This window comes from Staphylococcus sp. HMSC063A07 (assembly GCF_001836955.1).
GTDB classification, from domain to species: Bacteria; Bacillota; Bacilli; order Staphylococcales; family Staphylococcaceae; genus Staphylococcus; species Staphylococcus lugdunensis.
The window spans coordinates 1-21,809 of sequence record NZ_KV830914.1; the positions used below are offsets into that span (position 1 = coordinate 1).

The following is a 21,809-nucleotide window of genomic DNA, read 5'->3' on the forward strand; positions in this document are numbered from 1 at the left end:
GCATTTCGCCAAGCAAAGCAAGTTGGGGTGCTGAGACGGTACCCTAGGAAAGTGAAGCCATGCAATACGAAGTATTGTGAAAATAGAGAACAGCAGCAAGATATTTTCTAATTGAAAATAATCTTACTGCTGTTTTTCTGACATTTATGTCCCAAACCCCATGAACTAAATATTGGCAGTAGTTGACTGAATTGAAAATATGCAGACACCTCAATAATTTAATAACCATGCATGCTGTCACTCTGCTATATGTAGCAGATGATCTCCATTTTCAAATCGTTCCACAAAAATACTATCAAGCTTGTTTGAATTTATTTTATATTTGATGTTGAATTTTTAACATAAAAGTATTCTTAATTGTTATCATGAATTTTGTTTTTTTACATATATGTATAGTTTTTTATGTATTATGAATTATTAAACAAATAAAGCGCAATTCATTATACAATTAACTCAAGAAATAACGGGAGGTGAGTCAAATGTTTATCGTAAATTTAATTAAAAAAGTAATCGAATTCATCAAAAAATTATTTGGCAACAAATAATTAAAAGTAGCGATTTGATGTCAAAAGAGCTCAAAACCGCCCGTTCACTCGGGTGGTTTGTCGTGCGGCCTAAATCACCAGTTAATAATATGCGCTAACTATTTAACCAATTTTCAACTTTTTTCTCTTCATATCATCCTATCTACATGACATCATTTATACCAAAACTTCGTCATTGATTATCCGCTTCTACTTATCAGTTAATTATGATCATATGAGAAATCCTTAAAGTATCACTTCACACTTATCCTCAAAAGTTAAATTACAATATCCCATCATTTATATTGCGCTAGAATTATGATGTGCACATACGTATTTTAGACTCCCCGTAGGCCTCCCTTTTAAAGCCTGTGCCTTTTCAAATTCCCTTTGTATAAGTTCATCATTTGTGGTAATATCATCATGCATAAAAATTCGAGATACTAATAAAGAAGAAGGTTTAATTATATTATGAAAGAAAACTTTTGGCGTGAATTGCCACGTCCATTTTTTATTTTGGCGCCTATGGAAGACGTGACAGATATCGTCTTTCGTCATGTAGTGAGTGAAGCAGCAAGACCGGATGTCTTCTTCACTGAATTTACAAATACTGAAAGCTATTGTCATCCTGAAGGGATCCACAGCGTACGCGGACGCTTAACATTTAGTGAAGATGAGCAGCCTATGGTCGCGCATATATGGGGTGACAAACCTGAGCAATTCCGAGAAATGAGTTTCGGTTTGGCTGAGATGGGCTTCAAAGGGATTGATTTGAATATGGGCTGTCCCGTAGCAAATGTTGCCAAAAAAGGTAAAGGATCTGGCTTGATTCTACGTCCCGAAACCGCAGCCGAGATTATTCAAGCAACAAAAGCGGGCGGTTTACCAGTAAGCGTTAAAACACGCCTTGGCTATTATGATATTGATGAGTGGAAAGACTGGTTAAAACACGTCTTCGAACAAGACATCGCAAACTTATCAATTCACCTCCGTACGCGTAAAGAGATGAGTAAAGTAGATGCACACTGGGAATTAATCGAAGCCATCAAGCATATGCGCGACGAAATTGCACCAAACACATTGTTAACAATTAACGGAGATATTCCAGATAGAAAAACTGGTATGGAACTCGCAACCAAATATGGTATTGATGGTGTCATGATTGGTAGAGGCATATTTCACAATCCCTTTGCCTTTGAAAAAGAACCACGTGAACACACGAGTGAAGAACTTTTAAGTCTATTTAGATTACACCTAACATTATTCGACAAACATTCTAGCGATGAAACACAACAATTCAAAAGTTTACGCAGATTCTTTAAAATTTACGTACGTGGCATTAAAGGCGCTAGCCAACTACGTCATCAACTCATGGACACACAAACCACAGACGAAGCCCGCGCATTACTTGATGCATTTGAAGCCCAAAGACACGATGAGGTAGAGTCTTAATTTACAGCGGTATAAATAAGGTTAAGCTTTTTTATCCCTTTAAAATTTTATGATTTATCGCATGACTTAAGCTGAAACATAAATGTCTTGGGCAAGATGAAGAAGTTCATTTACGATAAAAATAAAGGTGCACGTTCTTTAAATTCAATTAGCGGACTTAATAGCTTAAAAATGGTTCTGTGACAAAGTTGAATGCGCCTTATCTCGTAAAGATTATATTTATCGTGAACAAACATGTCATGATAATCTAGATAGCCGTTGCAGTTGCAATGAATATGCTGATATATGATAGAAATGATAAACATGCTAAATAGAATCACTGCTTGCTCGCAAAAAGCGACTACTTTAAGAAAGCAAAGTAGTCGCTTTTTCTTACTTTAACTACTTATTATAACAGCATTAAAACATTTTAATTACATCTACATCCAGCTAGGTTTGTCGCCGTCTGTATTCGGTTTATTTAATCCAATATTTTCTTTTGAATGTCGTTTTGGATTTTGAGAAATTTTAACTGCTAAATCTGCAACACTTTTGCGAGAAACCTCTGTCCCTTTGAAAGGTTCATCTCTTTGTGTTACTTCATAATCTATTTCATCATAATTCGTTAACCAAGCCGGTCTGAATATTGTGTAGTCTAAATCTGAATTTTCAATGGCTTCAGTTGCTTCTCTAAAAGGTCCAAGATACGGGCCGATATTTTCATCATTCCACTTACCAAATTTTCCTGGAACTTCATGAAGCGTATTAAGCGCAGTGACAAAGATTAAACGTTTCGTACCATTATCATTCATTGCTTCAATAATGGTCTTAGCTTGGTCTCCTAAAGTATCTCCGGTAGAACTAACAAACACAGTATCTACATTTTCTAAAGCCTTTGAAATAGCATTTTTATCTGTCGCATCACCTTCAAAGACTGTCACTCTATTTGAATCATAGTCAGGTAATTTCGATTTGTTTCTTGCTAATAGCGTTAAATCAAAATCTGTGTTCTGCAAATATAAGTCAATCGCCTCTTGTGAAATTTGACCACTAGCACCAATAATTAAAATACGAGTCATTGTTATACCACCCTTTTAAATTTATAGTGTTTCTTTATAGAATGATTCAAGTTTTGGTAGTACTTGATTGACATATTCTGGTATATCGTATAAATCGACGTGTGATGCGCCTTCTATTTTATATAATTCGTTGTTATTTCCAGCTGCTTTTTCAACTGCTTCCTCACTGTACTCAAAAGTGTCCGCTTCTGTACCTGCAATTGCTAAAAATGGTTGTGTTAACAGTTCATCAATATACGTGAACGGCGCAAATGTTAATACTTCAGAAAAACTTCTTAATAAGATTTTGTTTGGTGCATTTTTATGATAACCACGTTCAGTTAAATAATAATCATGACCTTGCACCATTGTTGAATTTTCAGGCATAGCATCATCAATTTCTTCTGGCACATAACCTGTATATGCATAGTCAGCACCACTTGCTTCTTCTGTACGTTGATCAGCAACTTGAGTCATGAAGCTTAGTTGATCTTCTATGGATATCACATCGCCAGGCCCTTTACGGAATAATGCACCAATATCAACCATACTTACTGTTGCTAGTGTTTTGATACGACGTTCAGTTCTTGCTGCACTGACTGTATAACCCCCACCAGCACAAATACCAAGGGCACCAATTCTATCATTATCTACAAAGTCTAATGTTGTAAGATAATCAACTGAAGCTCTCACATCTTCTGTTCTCGCAAATGGATCTTCTAAATATTTAGGTGAACCTTCACTTTCACCTTGATGAGAAGCATCATAGACCACAGTCACATAACCAAATTCAGCAAGTTTCTCTGCGTACATACCCGCAGTTTGTTCTTTAACACCCCCACCTGGATGACACACTGTAATTGCAGGATACGTTTTACTTTCATCAAATTGTTCAGGTGTATATAAATGAGCTGCTAGTAAGTTCGTTTTACTTTTGAAATTAACTGATTGCTTCATAACTTTATTCCTCCATTTTTTATATATAAAATTAATTCTCTGTGGATTTTTATTACTCTTGTGTGTATAATGCCATGGTAGAGTAATTAATTGAGTCTTTCAATTAATATATAGCCACATCTGTATGTTAATACACAAATTGATGATACTGGGTCTTAAGTAGAGGTGATTCACAATGAATATCAAGGATTTACGTGTCGTTAAAACAAGAGCAAGCATAAACAAAGCCTTTATTACACTTTTTTTCGAAAAAGATTTTGACACGATTTCAATTAAAGAAATTACAGAACATGCTCAAGTTGGGAGAAAAACATTTTATCTCCATTATATTGATAAATATGATTTACTAGACCAAGTCGTATCAGAAAAGCTTACGGAGCTCGAAGAAATTTGTGAAGCCAAAAAACATCTCGGTCTACAAGAAGGTACACAATTATGGTTTGAGTTTTTCGAAAATAATAGGTCTTTTTTCATGAAACTTTTCAATATTAGTAACGCTTCAAGTTATAAGAAAAAACTTCTTCATTTTATTGAAGAAGAATTTAAGAAAAAAGTACCGACAACAGTCGCTACTGATAAAGGGCTAGATTATCATTTATACATTAACTTTATCAGTAACGGTATGATCGGCTTACTAGACAGCTATCTAAACAGCAGTGATAACACACAAGAACAAGAAAAAATACCTTTACACGTATCACGATTGTTATCTTTATATGATTTAGCCTAAAAGTAAAAAAACAGGGAGCTATATGAGAAATCCATTTTGAACTTTAATCTCCGTATAGCTCCCATTTTAAGTATTAAAATTTAACAATTTAATACAAATATAAAAATGTTAATTCGCTGCATATGCAGAAACTGGATAATGGTCTGAATAGTCATTGTATCGGTAAGTCTTACCCCAAGATTTTACAGACCATTCTGGTGATTTCACTTTATGTGTATGATTATGCCATGAACTTGGTTGTGCATGGTCTCGATCTAGTAAAATATAATCTAAATGTTGCGGCTCTAATTTAGGATAATTATAATTCGCAATGCCGTTAGTTTGTGTATCCCAACTATACGCGTTGCCCTCGTATTGTTTAGGCATTGAAACATTCAAGTTATCAGACATTTTCTGATATTCCGCTGAACCTTTAATGACATTTAAATCACCGCCAATATATACGGGTTCATCTTTTGGAATATTTTTATCTTTGATAAATTGTTTGATTTCTTCCATTTGACTCTGTCTAATCGTTTGATCTTTCCCTTTCATACATACTGGATCTTCTGCTTGAAGGTGCGTTCCAATAATATGTTGATATTTGCCGTTTTTATTAATTTTAATGTATGCAAAGCCTTTATTGCCTACACTGTCAGCGCCACAACCATTTTTGTAAATATGTTGTTCTTGTTGTACGATTGGCCATTTACTCACGATACCAACACCACCGCTCACTTTTTTCAATTTTCTATAAGATCCAGATGTCTTTTGCCAACCTTCTGTACCTTGACCAACAATTGGTGTTTGATAAGGATATTGTGATTTTAAATTTGTTAAAAGTCGATTTGATGCCTTGTGATCAAATAATTCATTTAAAATTACAACGTCTTGACCTTGGATATAATCCGCTTTTGAAATTAAATCAGCGCGCTGAGATTGCCCCCAATTAGGATATATTGCTGTAGGCAAGAAATAAACATTATGTGTTGTAATTTTAAGGCTGTCTTCAGTATTGCGTTCGCTAGCATATGTAATTGATGAAAATACTAATAATAAACTGCTCAATACGACCATCGTAGTTATGATACATTTACGTTGCCAATCCAAATACATCATTTATACACCTCATTTCATTTGATGCAATGATTATAACAAATGAAATAAAGTTATTTTTAAAAATTACTATAACTAAATAAAATTTTAATAAAAAATTAAAACCTAAATATTCTGTTTAATTCTATTGAAAGTATTAAAGCGTTATCTAATTATATTCAAATTTGGTCTAGTCACAGGGCTGGTAGTATTTGTGATAAGTATTTAGATGCTGTTAAACGTCATCTTGTCATTTATTATAAAGCTGAAAACGATTGATTTACCGATGCTTTAATACTTAAATCACTCAGAAACAAATTGAAAGCATAAGTTTTTAAAATATCATAAAGGTTAATACTACTAATAAGAAAAAAGCTGTAAACTGAGCATCAAGACAAAAAAGTTAAGTTTAAAAACGCGCTAAATAATAAAACATGAGACTAAGTAACATCCATTTACTTAATCCCATGCTTAAACATAAAAATCATTCTACTCACTAATTATTTGACATTTAATTACATATCCCTTTTTATCAACATAAAATCTTACATCTTTGTTCCCAATTTTATAAGTACATTCTTTTCCCCATGCTGATGAAGAATAATATTTTGGTTCCCCGTAATGATTAATTAATTCTTTTTTACTAACAGATTTGCCATCTAGTGAGAAAAAAACACCATTAGCTTTATGATTAGAAACCCAATAATATGTTTGATCATATAAATTTTTATGATTTTTAACTGATGAATTTTTAGTAATCTTATAACCATTCATCTTGAAAGTGTCGAATTTTAAAGATTTTTTAAAATTCTTATCCAGTATAAACCGACTTTGATATGCTGTATAACCACTATAATTATAATAAGGTTTAACAGATTCTTGCGCATGTGCTTGAGTTACATTAAATAATTCGGGCGTTACGGAAAAGCCCAAAACAAGACTACTAGCTAAAATAATTTTAGAAACTTTTTTCATAAAAAACCCTCCTCATTAATTGTGTTACAGTTTTATTATTACATTAATGTAACAATATTTCAAGAATATTACAAACAAAAATTTATCTTTTGCCAATTACAATGTAAAATGCGTAATATAATTAAAAAAGAGCGCTATATAAGTTATTTTAGATATCAAAAATTTGATAAAGATGTAATAGCAGTAGTTGATGGATATTAGTTTTATATTATTTACTAAAATTACCTCATAATAATAACTTTCTTCATTTGCTAAATTACCTATATAAAAAGCAGATGTCCTTTTTTAACTTTTATACCTAACTTATAACCATTCCCTTTCAATTTATATCCTCTTTTACTTTATAATTATTAATATAAACATATAATGGCATATAACAATTTATGATTATGTTCCGTTGAGTGATATTGTTTATAATCCCAGTAGCTACCTACATTTTTTAAGTCAATCAACTCAAATATCTTCTGTTTCAATGATTGATTTCTCATGCCAAAACAACTTCCAAATTTGTTACCTTTTATTATTTTTTCAAATGTATTATCTAACAATAGTATTGGCAAAAATATTAAAATATCATTTAAACTACAGTTATAAATAATGATTAATTATTAGTTTTACAATCTAAATCACTTATGATACTCTTCACAAAAACACAAGAGCAATTCTCATAAGCTTCATGTTTTCTAATACGTCCAAACCCCTTTACAAAGGTGCTAAAAAAACGTATCTATTAAGCATTTACTTTATTACAATTATTAATTACATTTACACATACTCTCTTCAGCTATATGACTTTTGAAAAAATAAACTGGCTTTTCGTGTGTCCATATGGCTGTAGTAGATCTATGAATGATTCTACTGAACTCATGTTTTCCAATCGAACTTTGAACACAAAGCAAGCGTCACCAGATACTCGATAACAAAAATCCACATTATCTTGTTCCGATATAAATTTTTTAAAATCTACGTATCTATTATTCTTGATAGTTATCTCAATCAAAATTTCAACGTCATATCCTAACTTCTCATAATCAATATTAATTGTGTAACTTTTTATTATGCCTAAATCTACCATCTTATTTATTCTTTCTCTTACAGCAGGTGCAGATAAATTCACCTGTTTACTTATTTCATTAATAGTCATTCTACTATTCTTTTCTAATATATTTAGTATTTTTTCATTTATTAAGTCATTCACTTATTTTACCTCATTTATTAAATAATTTAACAACATCTACCTTTGAATTGGTATTCATTATTTATTATAACATGTGTATTATTAATTAAAGGAGATGATAAAATGGCGTTAATAAATTATAGTAATATTGGTAAGACACCTTTTCAACAGTTATTAGGACACAATGAAAATATACTAAAATCTTGGAATGATTTAGCTAATCTTTTAAGTGATGATGGTGCTCTAAGTAAAGAACTTAAAGAAGAACTAAGAAGAATACTTGCTCAAGAAAATGGATGTCTATATTGTAAAGCAAAAGGTAGTCCTAGTAATGAATATCAAGATGAAAAATCATTACTGTGTACTGGTTTTGTTGAAGTTTATTTAAAAACAAAAGAAAACGTACCTGAATCTACAATTCAATTACTGAAGGATGTAATGACAAATAAAGAAATTATTGAATTAATTACATTTACTTTATTTACTACAGCACAACAACATTTAGGAGCAATTTTGAAATTATCAAGTGAAACTAACTGATTTATTAAATCTTTGTATTTTAGCATCATCTCACATCAAATGAAGAAAGTTATGACTTGATGTTAAAATATTAAATATATTTTTAGTTTTCAAAAATCGTTGCTAAAGGAGATATGGAAAGCCATAACTACTGGTGAATTAGTAATAATTCCCAATAAACTCTTACTAGAAACTAGCTAAAAAACCGCATCACTTATGATACGCTTCCCCTTGTTAGTGATATTGCTAAAAAACAAATTGCAAGGAACTGACAAACTAAAATTATTTTAAATCTTATTATCAATAAATATATAAATAACTCGTTTTGCACATACAATCCCTATAATCAGTTAAGTTTCGCTTTTCGATTCGTAATAATTATTCATAAAGTATACAATATATGATACAATTCATTCAAATATATATTTGAATGAGGTGCTCTATGGTTCAGACTATTGTAACTGCGGCAATACTTTACATTGCTACTGCAGTAGACTTATTAGTAATACTATTAATATTTTTTGCAAGAGCAAAGACTAGAAAAGAATATAGGGATATTTATATAGGTCAATATTTAGGATCGATTATCCTCATATTAGTCAGTTTATTTTTAGCTTTTGTGTTAAATTATGTTCCAGAGAAATGGATATTAGGTTTATTAGGTTTGATCCCCATCTACTTAGGTATAAAAGTTGCTATTTATGATGATTGTGAAGGCGAAAAAAGAGCAAAAAAAGAATTAAACGAAAAAGGTTTGTCCAAATTAGTAGGGACTGTTTCTTTAGTGACAATTGCAAGTTGTGGTGCAGATAATATTGGTTTATTTGTCCCTTATTTTGTAACATTGGATATTGTTGAATTACTGACTACCTTAATTGTATTTTTAGTTTTAATTTTCTTTTTAGTATTCACAGCACAAAAACTAGCTAGAATTCCTGGTGTGGGTGAAATTGTTGAGAAGTTCAGTCGTTGGATTATGGCTGTTATCTACATAGCATTGGGCTTATTTATTATTATTGAAAATGAAACCATACAAACAATATTAGGATTTATATTATAAATTAAGGTGTGACTTAATATGAGTAACAATAAAATTTGTGACGTCATTTGTGTTCATGAGGAAAAAGTGAATTATGCTTTAAGATTTTTAAAAGAAGAAAAAACTCAACGGCTTATCAATACATTATTAAAGATAAGTGATGAGAATAAGCTGAAAATTATATTAGCTCTAATTAAAGAGAAAGAATTATGTGTTTGTGACTTATCTATAACATTAGGTTTGAGTATAGCTTCAACATCACATCATTTGAGAGCTCTGTATAAAAGAGACGTGCTGGATTTTTACAAGGATGGGAAAATGGCATACTATTATATCAAAGATATAGAAATGAAATCATTATTAATAAAATGTATGACTTAAATATAAAGAAACGCTCACATTAAACGAGCGTTTCTTTGAATTCTTGTATTCTTTTTCCAATTTCATCTCTAACACGTTGAAATACTGGCCATTCTTTTCCTGCTGGATCATCAAAGCCCCAGTGTTCTTTTTTAACATTAGGTGGTAATATAGGGCAATTATCGTCTGCATCACTACATAATGTTACGACCAAATCTGATTGTTTTAAAATATCATTATCAATCAAGTCTGACGTATGGTTTGATATATCAATATCTACTTCTTTCATAGCTTCTATTGCTTTAGGATTAACACCATGCGTTTCTATACCAGCAGAATAGACATTCCAATCTTCACCCAATATTTCCTTTCCCCAACCTTCAGCCATTTGGCTACGACAAGAGTTACCAGTAGGTTCTGTTGCAAAGTTGAATTTATAGTATAATTTTAACAAAAAGGAGTCTTCTGTATGAACTATTTCAGATATAAACAATTTAACAAGGACGTTATCACTGTAGCCGTTGGCTACTACCTAAGATATGCATTGAGTTATCGTGATATATCTGAAATATTAAGGGAACGTGGTGCAAACGTTCATCATTCAACGGTCTACCGTTGGGTTCAAGAATATGCCCCAATTTTATATCAAACTTGGAAGAAAAAGCATAAAAAAGCTTATTACAAATGGCGTATTGATGAGACGTACATCAAAATAAAAGGAAAATGGAGTTATTTATATCGTGCCATTGATGCAGAGGGACATACATTAGATATTTGGTTGCGTAAGCAACGAGATAATTATTCAGTATATGCGTTTATCAAACGTCTCATTAAACAATTTGGTAAACCTCAAAAGGTAATTACAGATCAGGCACCTTCAACGAAGGTAGCAATGGCTAAAGTAATTAAAGCTTTTAAACTTAAACCTGACTGTCATTGTACATCGAAATATCTGAATAACCTCATTGAGCAAGATCACCGTCATATTAAAGTAAGAAAGACAAGGTATCAAAGTATCAATACAGCAAAGAATACTTTAAAAGGTATTGAATGTATATACGCTCTATATAAAAAGAGCCGCAGGTCTCTTCAGATCTACGGATTTTCGCCATGCCAAGAAATTAGCATCATGCTAGCAAGTTAAGCAAACACTGACATGATAAATTAGTGGTTAGCTATATTTTTTTACTTTGCAACAGAACCAGTTTTCTAGTATAGAGTAATTAAATGGGAGCTGATCATGCAAATCATTCATGTTATCAGTTTCAATATGTTCTAACGGATGGATTTTATTTGTCATTATAGCAAACCTCCTTTTGTGCAATATTACTATTTATAATCTAATTTACACACCAGAATATTAATAATTTAAGGCTACTTAACTTGTATATTTAATATTATATATATTTGTCTGGACGCTAAGCTTTGGTTTCACCTTCACATACTTTTCTCAAAGAAGTTATAGTGTTTTTCAATATCTGCCTTTTATTTTATTTAAAAAGCGTTTCCACTTTCTTTTAATAATACTTATTTTACTTTCTCTACCAAGTTTAAATCGTTTTCTAAATTGATCTTCAAATGAATCTAAATATCGTTCATAATATAGCACTTTTCTTTTATATTCATGAGTGAAAATATTTTCAAAATTTAAGTTTTCTTCATTATCCACACAAAAATCAACCATATTATTCAAATAACTTAAATCGCTTTCATATTCATGGACACATTCTATAGTTTTGGCTACAAAATCATAATCAAAAAATACCTGGTTAGTGCTAAAAATATTATTAAAATCATGTTTTAACTCTTCCATCAGTCTGACATGTTGTTTTAGACTTAAAAGTTTTCTATAATTTATATTTTGCAAATAAAGATCTTGATATTCTTGATTTAAATCTTTTAATAAATCTTGATTAACTCTTTCAAAAGTTCCTTCTTGTGTAAATGGAGTTCTGTACGCTCCTATCATTTTCTTAACTGAAATAAAACATTCTGTATAAATTGGATAAAGTGTTTCTAAATTTAACTTTGTATTAGCAATTCTGGTATCAACGTATAACCTTATCCATTCTTTAGAGCCATATAAAACTACTCCAGTTATCAATGCTGTCCATATATTATTTTCCATTAATTCACCTCATATTATATTTTTTACAACCTATTTTTTAGTTTTATTTATGATACGCTTCTGCTTATCGGTTAGTGATGCGGTTTTTGTACATAAATGCTTATAATATTAAATGACTTTTAATACTCTTAATCTTTCACTAACTCAACTTTAATAGTTGACAATACATCTATTAGATATAAAAGTTTTATACAATCAATCTTCTTAATTGATTCAATATCCATAATACCATGCATTAATCTATTTCTATTTATGTATTCTGGATCATCTATATCGTTATTTATACCATAATATTCCTTTATCAGCTTAACAGTATATTGAGTGATAACTTGTTCGATTTCTTCCTCATTATCGAGTATATTTTTATTCAAAATCATATTTATACTTTTATAATTGGCTTCTCTTTCTTCCTGATACGCACTATATATAGTTAAATAATCAATAGACGCTAATGCAAGCATAGTAGTTTCTGTATACCGCTTATTTTCAAAGTTATCTATAACCCTCTGGATATAAGACTTCTTTGGGTAATAAAAATCATTTTCAATGAGATTATTTTTTATGGTTGGGTAATGAGATTTAAAAGTTACATAAATATCTTCATCAGTGATCTTGTCTTTTTCAAGATAAATATCATAGTAATCAGAAAAATATTCTAGCCTCATACTCAGCCTGTATTTCTCGCTGTACTTTATGAATTGAATTAAACTTTCTTCTAATAAATTAATTATTTTTTGTAACTTACTAAAATCGATATTGGTCGTTATATTATTGATCAAATTCATGTGAACTTTAAAGCTATCATTTAAAGCTCTATTTACTTTAATTATATTATCTGCCATTAAATTATTTATTTTTGGTACATGTTTTTGAACGTTTTTCACTATATTCTCAATATTTGTTAAATGCGGTTTAATATTAACTATGTCAATCTTGGGTAATTTTAATCTACTAATGGCATCCAAATAGTTATTATCTAGCTTCTTTTTTAGTCTATTACTATTATCTAAGTAAGAGTTAGATGTTTTTAATTGATCTGAATTCTTTATTCTTTTACTGGTATATAGAATACCCTTATACTTTATTAATTTAATTGATTTCATATCAATTACTCCATTTCTTATTAGTAATCACAAATTCAATCCTAATACTTTTTAACTAATATAACTTTATAGTACGAGGTTATTTCCTTATTCATTTGCATTAAACATATGAAAATTAGGGGCAGCTATTACTATTCAATAAAAATATGTCAATTGTTTAATATTTACATCAAAGATAATATGTAAGAGATTATACGTTGAACAATACTTTTAGAACCAATATCTGAAAATAAAAGTGTGATACCTGCAACAATAAGAGAACTTATTGATACATATATAGCCATTCTTCCAATTTTTGAATTGTCCTCTGAAACAGAAAGGGATGTTATACTATTTATAATATTGCGGTAATTTTCATCAGCATCTATTAGTTTCTGTATAGTTTTTTTATGTCTCTTTTCTAACATTTTGTTAAAATCTTCAACTCGGTCCTGGTTAGAGGTCATATCCATGAATGAATCACGTTTTACAAATTCCAAGTCGAAGTGTAATATTTCATTGTAGTTATTAATAAAATCCCAATAGCTGATTAAATCATTTTGAAGTGAAGACAAATTCAAACTAATTGTAAAAAAGTTACTTCGCAACTTCTTTAATGATTCTACATTAAACTTATTATAATCTTTAATTGCTTGATCACGCGCTTCAGAGTGAATTTTTTCCAATGAAGTTAAAAAACTTGTTATTGCTAAAAGTAGCAGATTGTACTTAGCTATCATATCTATATAATTAGATAAAGACTGTTCATTATCTAATTGAATAAATAATTCCTTATCAGAATTTAATGATTCAAATATCTTTTTACGATTGCCCCATAAAGTCCATAAAGGCGCTATATCTTCAGATTGATAAATAGAAGATTCTATTTCTGTTAAATATATATTTGGAAGTTCAGGTGTAGTTATTTGTATTAAGGGTCTACCCAATCCTATAGCATAATAAGCATCAGTATATTTGTAATAACTTTTTGAACTTAAAATTTCAAACAAATTCAAATCAAAAAGAGGTTGATTTTGATTATTAGTAGAAAAAAATCCTGGCAGATTATTTTTCATCCATCTTCTTACTGAACTATATGCACTATTTTTCTTTGCTTTGATTTGACTTGTAGCCACTTCTTTTCTATTCAATGGTTTTATCGTATTATTGATTTTTAGCATTTGAGGTTCATATTGCTTATGCCAATCTTCTGTAAGTTCATTAGAAAATGATTCATTTAATGAAAACTTTCCGATAATAGCTGTTAAACCAGAACCAACTTGGATAGCATGTAAATCAATATGATCAAATTTTGTAGGAATATTAGTCTTTATTGAATTAGGAATTATATATTTTGAGTTTTGAGCTTGAAATGTCGCTAGTTTCCACCAACCAAAATTTTGCGTTGCCCTAAAACTTTTTAACACATCATTGTGACTTTTTTGATTAAAAGATTTATTGATCTTATCCCATCCTTTTTGATTAAATATATCTTTTAATATAGCAAGTTCTGAAGGCGGATATAATTCGATCGCCCATATACAAGGTATATTAATACTTTCTCCTTTAGGTACAATTAAATTAGACATCCGATTTTCTAAGCTTTCACGTTCATTTAAATTGTGTAAATTTTTCTGAAATAGCAAATTTATTTTGTCAGAAATGAACTTATTCATAAATTCTGGATATATTTTACTTTTAGACCCTGAGCCAATCTTATGTAAAAAATTGTATAAAAAATCATCAAATTCTGACCCTTCACCGATATTCTTGAACTTTTTCTCGTGTTTTTTTGACATAATTAGTACTCTCCTTATTTGTCTATAATGTTTCTATAAATTGTACCCCCATAAAATAATAGGCTGGTTTTTAATTGATCTATTAAACCTATTTCTATCTTGATCATTAAAATCGCGACCTTTCAACCACCTTAACTTTAGCTCACTTCTTAATAAATTATAATATGAAAAAAGCGAGTCTTTTCTATATCTATTTTCATGTATAGAGTCTAAATAAGGTATTCGATTTTCATCCTCTAATACACATTCAGTAATCTCTTCTTCTAAAATAGCTTCATTTACCCACTTTTCTATTTCATCCATGGTCGTACGTATTACGTAATTAATATCTAATACAAATAACTCAATATCTTTATACTTACTTATATTATCAATACTTGCTCTCAATATTTTTAATCTAATCCATGGAAATTCAACATTCGATAATTCCATAGCTACTTCTCCTAATAATGTTTCCAACTTCTGATTATTAATATTTTTCACCAATTTTTTCAATTCGTGAGTAAGTCGCAATAATTCATTATAAAGTACAAATGAAAAATCAAGTTCTAAATAAAGTAACGAACGTAAACAATCAAAATCAGAATCATAGTAATCTATTTCATCCATAAAATATTTATATAAATCCAATAAATCATTGTAAGGAATTAATTTATTTTCTAATTTCATTTGTTTGGAATTTTTATTTATTTTTTCAATTAATTGTTCATTTTTGGCATTAATTCTTTTATAAGTCGTATTCAATTTTTCAATGTCTAGTTTTTCAATCAAAAATCCATTTGTTAAGTTTTTATCCTTTAATTTTATAGCAAAAATAGTTTGTAATGAACTTGGATTTAGTATTTTTTCTTCTTCCCAATTATCTTTAGGCTTCAATTTCACACGTAATATATTATGGATATTCGCTGTTTTGTAATGTCTATGTAGCGTTTCTTTATCTTGAATTGCTATTTCTGCATCAAATATTAAATAATCAAAAAATTCAGTAATACTTGGATAAATATCTAATGAATCAATTTCTCTCTTCCTAATCATTAGGTGTAATGCAACTTCAAGTTCAATGACATCCTTTAAATCATTAAATAAATTCTCCACCCATTCCTTCATAAAATCACCCTAACACTTTAAAGTAATAAAAAGTCACCTTTTTATTCTAATCCTTAATCATTATAACTCATGCGATACTATATTTAGAAAATTAATTGTGCGCACCTTTGATTTTCAAATAAAAATTGGAGGTAGTTTTAGATGAATAAGAAAACTGAGCAACAAAATAAAATTAATAATTGTATGTATGCTATGGCATTCAAGCAATCGGTGGGAAGTACATTCACTTATAGTGAGCTAAGAGAGAAATCTGGTATGGTCTGTAGCACTAACGACCAACGTGAAGTTGGACGTCGTTTTGCTTACTGGATTAAGCATACGCCAGGACTTCCATTTAAGATTTTAGGTAAAAAGAATGGTAGTTTGTTGTATAAAAAAACTGGTCCTAATCCAATGCGTCACAAAAGTAACTGGAAAGGTGGTAACAACTAATGACTAACAACATATTCAAGCAATATCCATATTTTTTAAATTCAAATGGCTTTTATGAAGTGATTCCACCTAAAAGTAACAATGATGTAGAAAAAATCATTCAATTGTCTAGTCCCATCATTATTGAAAATAAATTTCTCGACCCATCTACAGGGGTTGAGAAGTTAATTATTACAGATGGAAAAAATATTGAACGTATTGAAGCATCAGATATCTTAACATCTTTCAAGCTACCTGGATTGATTAAGTACGGCTTCAACATCAATGAACGGTACATTAAATCATTAAGCTATGCGTTACAATCGATGCGCCAGTCACTTCCATTATCTAAATTATATACCGGCGTAGGTGTATTACAGTCTGATGATGAAGGTATGGTCATTTCATTGGATAAACCATACTTTTCAAAAGAAATAGAGCAATCTCAAGCTAATGAAATCATTTGTGAAACACACTATGATTTACAACCAAAAGGTACTTTCAAAGGCTGGTGGGAGATGTACTTAAAACAAGTTAAAGGGAACTTACTACTAGAACTTGCAGTAGTATTTGCTGCTTCTTCATTAGTTACTGCGTTCCTAAAAACAAGACATGAGGTCGAGTTTGCGGGAACCATATTCTCATTTATGGGAAATTCAAGCACAGGTAAATCGACTGCAGCTGCTTTAGCTGTTTCAATAGCCGGCAACCCTACTAAAGGTAGTAATACCCTGTTTAGATCATGGAATGGTACTAGAAACGCGCTTGAAGGATATTTAAGTAGTAACTTTGGTGTGCCTATCGTATTAGATGAATTGTCAGCTGCAACCTTCAAAGACACTACTGGATTGTTGTACAGTTTGGCAGAGGGACAAGGCCGACAACGCTCTAATATTGATGGTAATGTCAAAGCACTCAAAAATTGGGGCACCACAGTGATAAGTACCGCAGAACACAGTATTTTAAATGATAGTGCACGTAATGATGGTTTGAACGTCCGTACGATTGAAATATCTGAAGCCTTTACAACAAGTGCTGACAATGCTGATGCAATTAAAAGGGCTACATCGGTCAATTATGGCCATATAATGCCATTAGTAGCTGAATATCTTTTAAAACGTGAAGACGAAGTAATTAAATGGTTTCATGCGGAACATGATTGGTTCAAAAACCAACTAAAAAATGAAACGAGTAATACTGGTATTCGTATGTTCAAACGCTATGCAGTGATTGCGACATCTGCTCGGATATTCGAACGTGTTATTGCAGTACCTATTGATATAGATGTAGTAAGAGAATACTTGGTTAGTTATCACTTGGAGTCAGTTTCAGAACGCTCACTACAAGCGAAATCTATCGAGGTTATTGTTCAGTTTGTAGCGCAAAACCGGGGGAAATTCTCTGAGGATGCCAAGCTATCAAGAATGATTGAGAATTATGGACTTATTGAACTCAAAGAAGACCACATACAAGTTAAAATGCTGAAAAATGTTTTTAAAAACATGTTGGAAGAACATCAATTCCAAGATGTTAATACTGTCATCGATGCCCTTCGAGATAAAGGTTATATGCAATCGGATCGCAACCGTAAAACGACCAAACGTAGTGTCAAAGATGCTCAAGGTAAAACAAAATCGATTGTATTCTATCATCTTAAATTGGATAAAGAGCTTGCCCCTATTTTCGGCTTAAGCTCTAATACTGAAACTTTTACACCACCGCAATTTGATGGTAATACAAATCCAGATTTGCTTAATAACTTTATGAAACAAGCGAAAGAAAAAGAAGCAAATGATGATTTAGACCTATAAATTTGAATATTATACCGCTACAACGCTCTATGCGTTGTAGCTCATTAAATTAATCGGAGGCATAAAAATGAAAATAAACGTCAACTTATTAAATTACACAATTGATTCAGTAGAAGTCGATGATCATCAAAAACCTATTGTCGTTAATTATATCGACAGATACTACCATATGCAACAATATGTATTAACTGAAACGGAACAGAAGCTACTAAAATTTTATCACTTGTACCCTGAATTCATAAATGAAAAAGAGATAACTGAACATTTTGTCCCAAGTACACGGTTAGAACGAATAACAATGCAACATGTTATCAATTCAATATAATTTAATATTTGGAGGTTGAACCATATGGACGAATTAATCACTTTACTCGCTGATTTAGTGATTGAAGAAATCAATCACTCTGATGACTAATAATAACGCCCAACACCTCACTAGTGTTGGGCTCATCTATAAATTCGTTCATAAATATATATTATCACTGTGGAAGGAGGAAACAGGATGAAACAAGCAATTGGTTACTTACGACAGAGCACTACAATGCAACAATCCTTAGCAGCACAAAAACAAACCATCAAGGCATTAGCCGAAAAACATAATATTCCACATATTACTTTTTATAACGATAAACAATCAGGACGTACTGATAAGCGGAATGGTTATCAACAAATTACTGAACTGATTCAACAGGAACAATGTGACGTACTATGTTGCTATCGTCTGAATCGACTTCATCGTAATCTAAAAAATGCATTAAAACTCATGAAATTGTGTCAAAAATACCATGTCCATATCTTAAGCGTTCATGATGGCTATTTTGATATGGATAAAGCATTCGATCGGCTCAAACTCAATATTTTCATCAGCTTGGCCGAACTAGAATCTGATAATATAGGCGAACAAGTTAAAAATGGTCTTAAAGAAAAAGCTAGACAAGGCAAACTCATCACGACACATGCACCATTTGGTTATACCTATCGCAATGGTACATTCACAATTAATCAAGATGAAGCTCCAACGGTAAAGGCAATATTCCATTACTACCTACAAGGCTATGGTTATAAGAAAATTGCGCAATACCTAGAAAAAGATGATAAATGTATTAATCGTAAACCCTACCAAGTACGCGCTATTATCACGAATCCTAATTATTGTGGTCGCGTTATCAATCAATATGGACAATATGACAACATGTTCCCATCTATTGTTTCGACCAATATATACGAACAAGCTCAAGAAATACGGTCACAAAAACATACAAAACGGACTCCATCAGATAATCAACTTCAGAAGAAAATCAAATGTCCATATTGTAATTCAACACTGACTAATATGACGATTAGAAAAAAGCACCATACGTTACGTTATTATGTCTGTCCTCAAAATATGAATGCATCACGTTTTGTCTGTGCATTCAAAGGAATCAATGCGCAAGTATTAGAAACAAGTGTCTTAGAGACTTGTCAGGACTTCTTTCAGAACCAACAGCTCTATTCAAAAATCAACCATACAATTCAACAACGACTCAAAAGACAAAGGGACATAGAAGCTAAACATATACTCACGCAAGAACAACTGATAGATAAACTTGCCAAAGGTATGATTGATGCTGAAACATTTAGGAATCAGTCTCAATCAGTGCTTCAAAATCGCAAAACCATATCCTCAATAAGTGATACTCAGTTACAAACATCACTACAAAAGGTTATACAGAAAAGTTTCACGTTAAACATGTTGTATCCCTATATTGATGTCATTCATATTACTAAAAATAAAGAACTAAGCGGAATCTATATAAAAAATGAGCCACTAAACATCGTTAATCAAACGATACAATCATCAACTGGCTAAACAAGAAAGGATAAATCAGCTATGCAACAACTCAAACAAAAACGTGTCGGTATCTATGTTCGTGTATCAACGGAAATCCAAAGTACTGAAGGCTATAGTATCGATGGACAAATCAATCAGATTAAAGAATACTGTCAATTTCATCATTTTGAAGTCACAGATATTTATGCTGATCGTGGTATCTCAGGAAAATCTATGAACCGCCCTGAGCTCCAACGTATGTTGAAGGATGCGAATGAAGGTCTCATCGATTGTGTCATGGTATATAAAACAAACCGGCTCGCACGTAATACATCAGACTTACTCAAAATTGTCGAAGATTTACATAAACAAAATGTCGAATTCTTCAGCTTATCTGAACGTATGGAAGTCAACACTTCTTCGGGTAAACTGATGTTACAAATACTTGCGAGCTTCTCTGAATTCGAACGCAATAACATTGTCGAAAATGTATTCATGGGACAAACCAGACGTGCACAAGAAGGCTATTATCAAGGCAATATTCCACTTGGCTATGAGAAAATTCCAGACAATAAACATGAACTCATGATAAACCAACATGAAGCCAATATTGTGAAGTATATCTTTGAATCATACGCTAAAGGGCATGGCTATCGTAAAATTGCCAATGCCCTCAATCACAAAGGATATGTTACTAAAAAAGATAATCCTTTTAGCATCAATTCAATAACCTATATCTTAGTCAATCCATTCTACATTGGTAAAATTCAATTTGCGAAGTACAAAGATTGGAATGAAAAGCGTCGTAAAGGACTGAATGATAAACCTATTATAACTGATGGTAAACACCCTCCTATTATTAGTCAAGAATTATGGGATAAAGTCCAATCACGCAAAAAACAGGTCAGTCAAAAACCTCAAGTTCATGGAAAAGGAACCAATCTATTAACAGGTATTATTCACTGCCCACAATGCGGCGCACCTATGGCGGCAAGTAATACCACTAATACACTCAAAGATGGTACCAAGAAGCGAATACGCTATTATTCTTGCAGTAACTTCCGAAACAAAGGCTCAAAAGTATGTTCTGCGAATAGCGTTAGAGCTGATGTGATTGAGAAATACGTTATGGATCAAATACTCGAAATTGTCAAAAGTGATAAAGTTCTCAAACAAGTTGTCGAACGTGTTAATCAAGATAGTCAAATTGATATGGCTGCACTTAACCATGATATCGCATATAAGCAACAACAATTTGATGAAATAAACACTAAACTAAAAAATCTAATTCAAACCATCGAAGACAATCCAGACTTAACATCTGCACTCAAACCAACCATTCATCAATATGAAACACAACTGAATGATATCACAAACCAAATTAATCAACTCAAGCAGCAACAAAACCAAGAAAAACCATCTTACGATACGAAACAAATCGCTGCTTTATTACAACGAATATTTCAAAATATAGAATCCATGGATAAATCACAGCTCAAAGCTTTGTACCTAACGGTTATTGACCGTATTGACATTCGTAAAGATGAGAATCATAAAAAGCAATTCTTTGTCACACTCAAGCTCAATAATGAGATTATTAAACAACTTTTCAATAATAATAATCTAGACGAAGTGCTCCTCAGCACTTCGTCTTTATTTTTGCCTCAAACACTCTACTTTCAAATTTAATATCTATGTACTGTCCTTTCGTCATTCAATAACACCCATCTAACGAATCTTTTCAACACGCTAACCAGTCATATCTCAATGTGAAGCTTATATTGATATGACGAAAGAACATCCCAAAACAAAAT

22 protein-coding genes are annotated in these 21,809 nt (G+C 31.2%); 12 read left to right on the forward strand and 10 right to left on the reverse strand.

The genetic code is table 11. From position 1 onward, the window contains the following. Positions 1–479 precede the first annotated feature (479 nt). A complete protein-coding gene (locus HMPREF2597_RS13005) occupies positions 480–545 on the forward strand; it encodes an epsilon family phenol-soluble modulin (RefSeq protein WP_095658920.1) in 66 nt (21 codons plus the stop codon). 450 nt (positions 546–995) lie between these two features. Beyond that, entirely contained in the window at positions 996–1,976 is a 981-nt protein-coding gene (locus tag HMPREF2597_RS04160; RefSeq protein WP_002460979.1) for a tRNA dihydrouridine synthase, read from the forward strand. 419 nt (positions 1,977–2,395) lie between these two features. Here HMPREF2597_RS04160 and HMPREF2597_RS04165 read toward each other — a convergent pair whose 3' ends face one another. Continuing rightward, positions 2,396–3,034, reverse strand: a complete 639-nt coding sequence (locus HMPREF2597_RS04165) for an SDR family oxidoreductase (protein ID WP_002479182.1) — start codon at positions 3,032–3,034, stop codon at positions 2,396–2,398. A gap of 21 nt (positions 3,035–3,055) precedes the next feature. Next, entirely contained in the window at positions 3,056–3,970 is a 915-nt protein-coding gene (locus HMPREF2597_RS04170) for an alpha/beta hydrolase (RefSeq protein ID WP_002479183.1), read from the reverse strand. A 175-nt stretch (positions 3,971–4,145) separates the two neighbouring features. Here HMPREF2597_RS04170 and HMPREF2597_RS04175 point away from each other — a divergent pair, with 175 nt between their 5' ends. Further along, entirely contained in the window at positions 4,146–4,700 is a 555-nt protein-coding gene (locus HMPREF2597_RS04175) for a TetR/AcrR family transcriptional regulator (RefSeq protein ID WP_002479184.1), read from the forward strand. A 108-nt stretch (positions 4,701–4,808) separates the two neighbouring features. Here HMPREF2597_RS04175 and sph read toward each other — a convergent pair whose 3' ends face one another. The 3 genes from sph to HMPREF2597_RS04190 all read right to left on the reverse strand — a co-directional run bounded on the left by sph (position 4,809) and on the right by HMPREF2597_RS04190 (position 7,947). Continuing rightward, positions 4,809–5,789, reverse strand: a complete 981-nt coding sequence (gene sph / locus HMPREF2597_RS04180) for a sphingomyelin phosphodiesterase (protein ID WP_172412345.1) — start codon at positions 5,787–5,789, stop codon at positions 4,809–4,811. A 474-nt stretch (positions 5,790–6,263) separates the two neighbouring features. Next, positions 6,264–6,749 (reverse strand): immunodominant staphylococcal antigen IsaB family protein, encoded by a 486-nt coding sequence (locus HMPREF2597_RS04185; protein ID WP_002479186.1) that lies wholly within the window; start codon positions 6,747–6,749, stop codon positions 6,264–6,266. A gap of 784 nt (positions 6,750–7,533) precedes the next feature. Next, positions 7,534–7,947, reverse strand: coding sequence for an Lrp/AsnC family transcriptional regulator (locus tag HMPREF2597_RS04190; RefSeq protein WP_002479187.1), 414 nt, complete (start codon positions 7,945–7,947; stop codon positions 7,534–7,536). 102 nt (positions 7,948–8,049) lie between these two features. On the opposite strand from HMPREF2597_RS04190, the gene HMPREF2597_RS04195 reads away from it, so the two are divergent. The 3 genes from HMPREF2597_RS04195 to HMPREF2597_RS04205 all read left to right on the forward strand — a co-directional run bounded on the left by HMPREF2597_RS04195 (position 8,050) and on the right by HMPREF2597_RS04205 (position 9,865). Continuing rightward, on the forward strand, positions 8,050–8,466 hold the full coding sequence (locus HMPREF2597_RS04195) for a carboxymuconolactone decarboxylase family protein (protein WP_002460988.1): 417 nt from the start codon (positions 8,050–8,052) through the stop codon (positions 8,464–8,466). Between the two features lie 421 nt (positions 8,467–8,887). After that, positions 8,888–9,505, forward strand: a complete 618-nt coding sequence (locus tag HMPREF2597_RS04200; RefSeq protein WP_011274431.1) for a CadD family cadmium resistance transporter — start codon at positions 8,888–8,890, stop codon at positions 9,503–9,505. Positions 9,506–9,523: 18 nt separating this feature from the next. Continuing rightward, positions 9,524–9,865 (forward strand): ArsR/SmtB family transcription factor, encoded by a 342-nt coding sequence (locus tag HMPREF2597_RS04205; protein ID WP_011274432.1) that lies wholly within the window; start codon positions 9,524–9,526, stop codon positions 9,863–9,865. A gap of 19 nt (positions 9,866–9,884) precedes the next feature. Here the strand turns inward: HMPREF2597_RS04205 and arsC are convergent, their stop codons facing one another. Next, positions 9,885–10,298: an arsenate reductase (thioredoxin) gene (gene arsC, locus HMPREF2597_RS04210; protein ID WP_225307316.1), complete on the reverse strand. Its 414-nt coding sequence runs from the start codon at positions 10,296–10,298 to the stop codon at positions 9,885–9,887. 15 nt (positions 10,299–10,313) lie between these two features. Between arsC and HMPREF2597_RS04215 the strand changes: the two genes are divergently transcribed. Next, the gene (locus HMPREF2597_RS04215) at positions 10,314–10,988 is read left to right on the forward strand and encodes an IS6 family transposase (RefSeq protein ID WP_070817186.1); all 675 of its coding nucleotides are present in this window, start codon (positions 10,314–10,316) and stop codon (positions 10,986–10,988) included. A gap of 327 nt (positions 10,989–11,315) precedes the next feature. Here the strand turns inward: HMPREF2597_RS04215 and HMPREF2597_RS04220 are convergent, their stop codons facing one another. From HMPREF2597_RS04220 to HMPREF2597_RS04235, 4 genes are all read right to left on the reverse strand, one after another. Beyond that, positions 11,316–11,972, reverse strand: coding sequence for a hypothetical protein (locus HMPREF2597_RS04220; RefSeq protein WP_050958479.1), 657 nt, complete (start codon positions 11,970–11,972; stop codon positions 11,316–11,318). 128 nt (positions 11,973–12,100) lie between these two features. Further along, positions 12,101–13,075 (reverse strand): hypothetical protein, encoded by a 975-nt coding sequence (locus HMPREF2597_RS04225; protein WP_070817187.1) that lies wholly within the window; start codon positions 13,073–13,075, stop codon positions 12,101–12,103. 164 nt (positions 13,076–13,239) lie between these two features. Then, positions 13,240–14,853 carry a hypothetical protein gene (locus HMPREF2597_RS04230; protein ID WP_070817188.1) on the reverse strand — a complete coding sequence of 538 codons (1,614 nt, stop codon included), beginning with the start codon at positions 14,851–14,853 and terminating at the stop codon, positions 13,240–13,242. A gap of 33 nt (positions 14,854–14,886) precedes the next feature. After that, on the reverse strand, positions 14,887–15,960 hold the full coding sequence (locus tag HMPREF2597_RS04235; RefSeq protein ID WP_070817189.1) for a hypothetical protein: 1,074 nt from the start codon (positions 15,958–15,960) through the stop codon (positions 14,887–14,889). Positions 15,961–16,101: 141 nt separating this feature from the next. On the opposite strand from HMPREF2597_RS04235, the gene ssb reads away from it, so the two are divergent. The 5 genes from ssb to ccrB all read left to right on the forward strand — a co-directional run bounded on the left by ssb (position 16,102) and on the right by ccrB (position 21,684). Further along, the gene (ssb, locus tag HMPREF2597_RS04240; RefSeq protein ID WP_070817190.1) at positions 16,102–16,392 is read left to right on the forward strand and encodes a cassette chromosome ssDNA-binding protein; all 291 of its coding nucleotides are present in this window, start codon (positions 16,102–16,104) and stop codon (positions 16,390–16,392) included. Continuing rightward, positions 16,392–18,182, forward strand: coding sequence for a cassette chromosome replicative helicase (cch1, locus tag HMPREF2597_RS04245; protein WP_070817191.1), 1,791 nt, complete (start codon positions 16,392–16,394; stop codon positions 18,180–18,182). Before ssb ends, cch1 begins: the two co-directional genes overlap by 1 nt. A gap of 67 nt (positions 18,183–18,249) precedes the next feature. Next, positions 18,250–18,507, forward strand: coding sequence for a hypothetical protein (locus HMPREF2597_RS04250; protein WP_070817192.1), 258 nt, complete (start codon positions 18,250–18,252; stop codon positions 18,505–18,507). Positions 18,508–18,684: 177 nt separating this feature from the next. Beyond that, the gene (ccrA, locus tag HMPREF2597_RS04255; protein ID WP_070817193.1) at positions 18,685–20,034 is read left to right on the forward strand and encodes a cassette chromosome recombinase CcrA; all 1,350 of its coding nucleotides are present in this window, start codon (positions 18,685–18,687) and stop codon (positions 20,032–20,034) included. A gap of 21 nt (positions 20,035–20,055) precedes the next feature. Continuing rightward, positions 20,056–21,684, forward strand: a complete 1,629-nt coding sequence (gene ccrB, locus HMPREF2597_RS04260) for a cassette chromosome recombinase CcrB (RefSeq protein ID WP_070817194.1) — start codon at positions 20,056–20,058, stop codon at positions 21,682–21,684. The last annotated feature ends 125 nt before the right edge of the window (positions 21,685–21,809 follow it).

Coding starts and splice junctions, on each gene's coding strand:
- HMPREF2597_RS04160 (WP_002460979.1), top strand. CDS start 996: ATGAAAGAAAACTTTTGGCGTGAATTGCCACGTCCATTTTTTATTTTG.
- HMPREF2597_RS04165 (WP_002479182.1), bottom strand. CDS start 3,034: ATGACTCGTATTTTAATTATTGGTGCTAGTGGTCAAATTTCACAAGAG.
- HMPREF2597_RS04170 (WP_002479183.1), bottom strand. CDS start 3,970: ATGAAGCAATCAGTTAATTTCAAAAGTAAAACGAACTTACTAGCAGCT.
- HMPREF2597_RS04175 (WP_002479184.1), top strand. CDS start 4,146: ATGAATATCAAGGATTTACGTGTCGTTAAAACAAGAGCAAGCATAAAC.
- HMPREF2597_RS04185 (WP_002479186.1), bottom strand. CDS start 6,749: ATGAAAAAAGTTTCTAAAATTATTTTAGCTAGTAGTCTTGTTTTGGGC.
- HMPREF2597_RS04195 (WP_002460988.1), top strand. CDS start 8,050: ATGGCGTTAATAAATTATAGTAATATTGGTAAGACACCTTTTCAACAG.
- HMPREF2597_RS04200 (WP_011274431.1), top strand. CDS start 8,888: ATGGTTCAGACTATTGTAACTGCGGCAATACTTTACATTGCTACTGCA.
- HMPREF2597_RS04205 (WP_011274432.1), top strand. CDS start 9,524: ATGAGTAACAATAAAATTTGTGACGTCATTTGTGTTCATGAGGAAAAA.
- HMPREF2597_RS04215 (WP_070817186.1), top strand. CDS start 10,314: ATGAACTATTTCAGATATAAACAATTTAACAAGGACGTTATCACTGTA.
- HMPREF2597_RS04220 (WP_050958479.1), bottom strand. CDS start 11,972: ATGGAAAATAATATATGGACAGCATTGATAACTGGAGTAGTTTTATAT.
- HMPREF2597_RS04225 (WP_070817187.1), bottom strand. CDS start 13,075: ATGAAATCAATTAAATTAATAAAGTATAAGGGTATTCTATATACCAGT.
- HMPREF2597_RS04230 (WP_070817188.1), bottom strand. CDS start 14,853: ATGTCAAAAAAACACGAGAAAAAGTTCAAGAATATCGGTGAAGGGTCA.
- HMPREF2597_RS04235 (WP_070817189.1), bottom strand. CDS start 15,960: ATGAAGGAATGGGTGGAGAATTTATTTAATGATTTAAAGGATGTCATT.
- ssb (WP_070817190.1), top strand. CDS start 16,102: ATGAATAAGAAAACTGAGCAACAAAATAAAATTAATAATTGTATGTAT.
- cch1 (WP_070817191.1), top strand. CDS start 16,392: ATGACTAACAACATATTCAAGCAATATCCATATTTTTTAAATTCAAAT.
- HMPREF2597_RS04250 (WP_070817192.1), top strand. CDS start 18,250: ATGAAAATAAACGTCAACTTATTAAATTACACAATTGATTCAGTAGAA.
- ccrA (WP_070817193.1), top strand. CDS start 18,685: ATGAAACAAGCAATTGGTTACTTACGACAGAGCACTACAATGCAACAA.
- ccrB (WP_070817194.1), top strand. CDS start 20,056: ATGCAACAACTCAAACAAAAACGTGTCGGTATCTATGTTCGTGTATCA.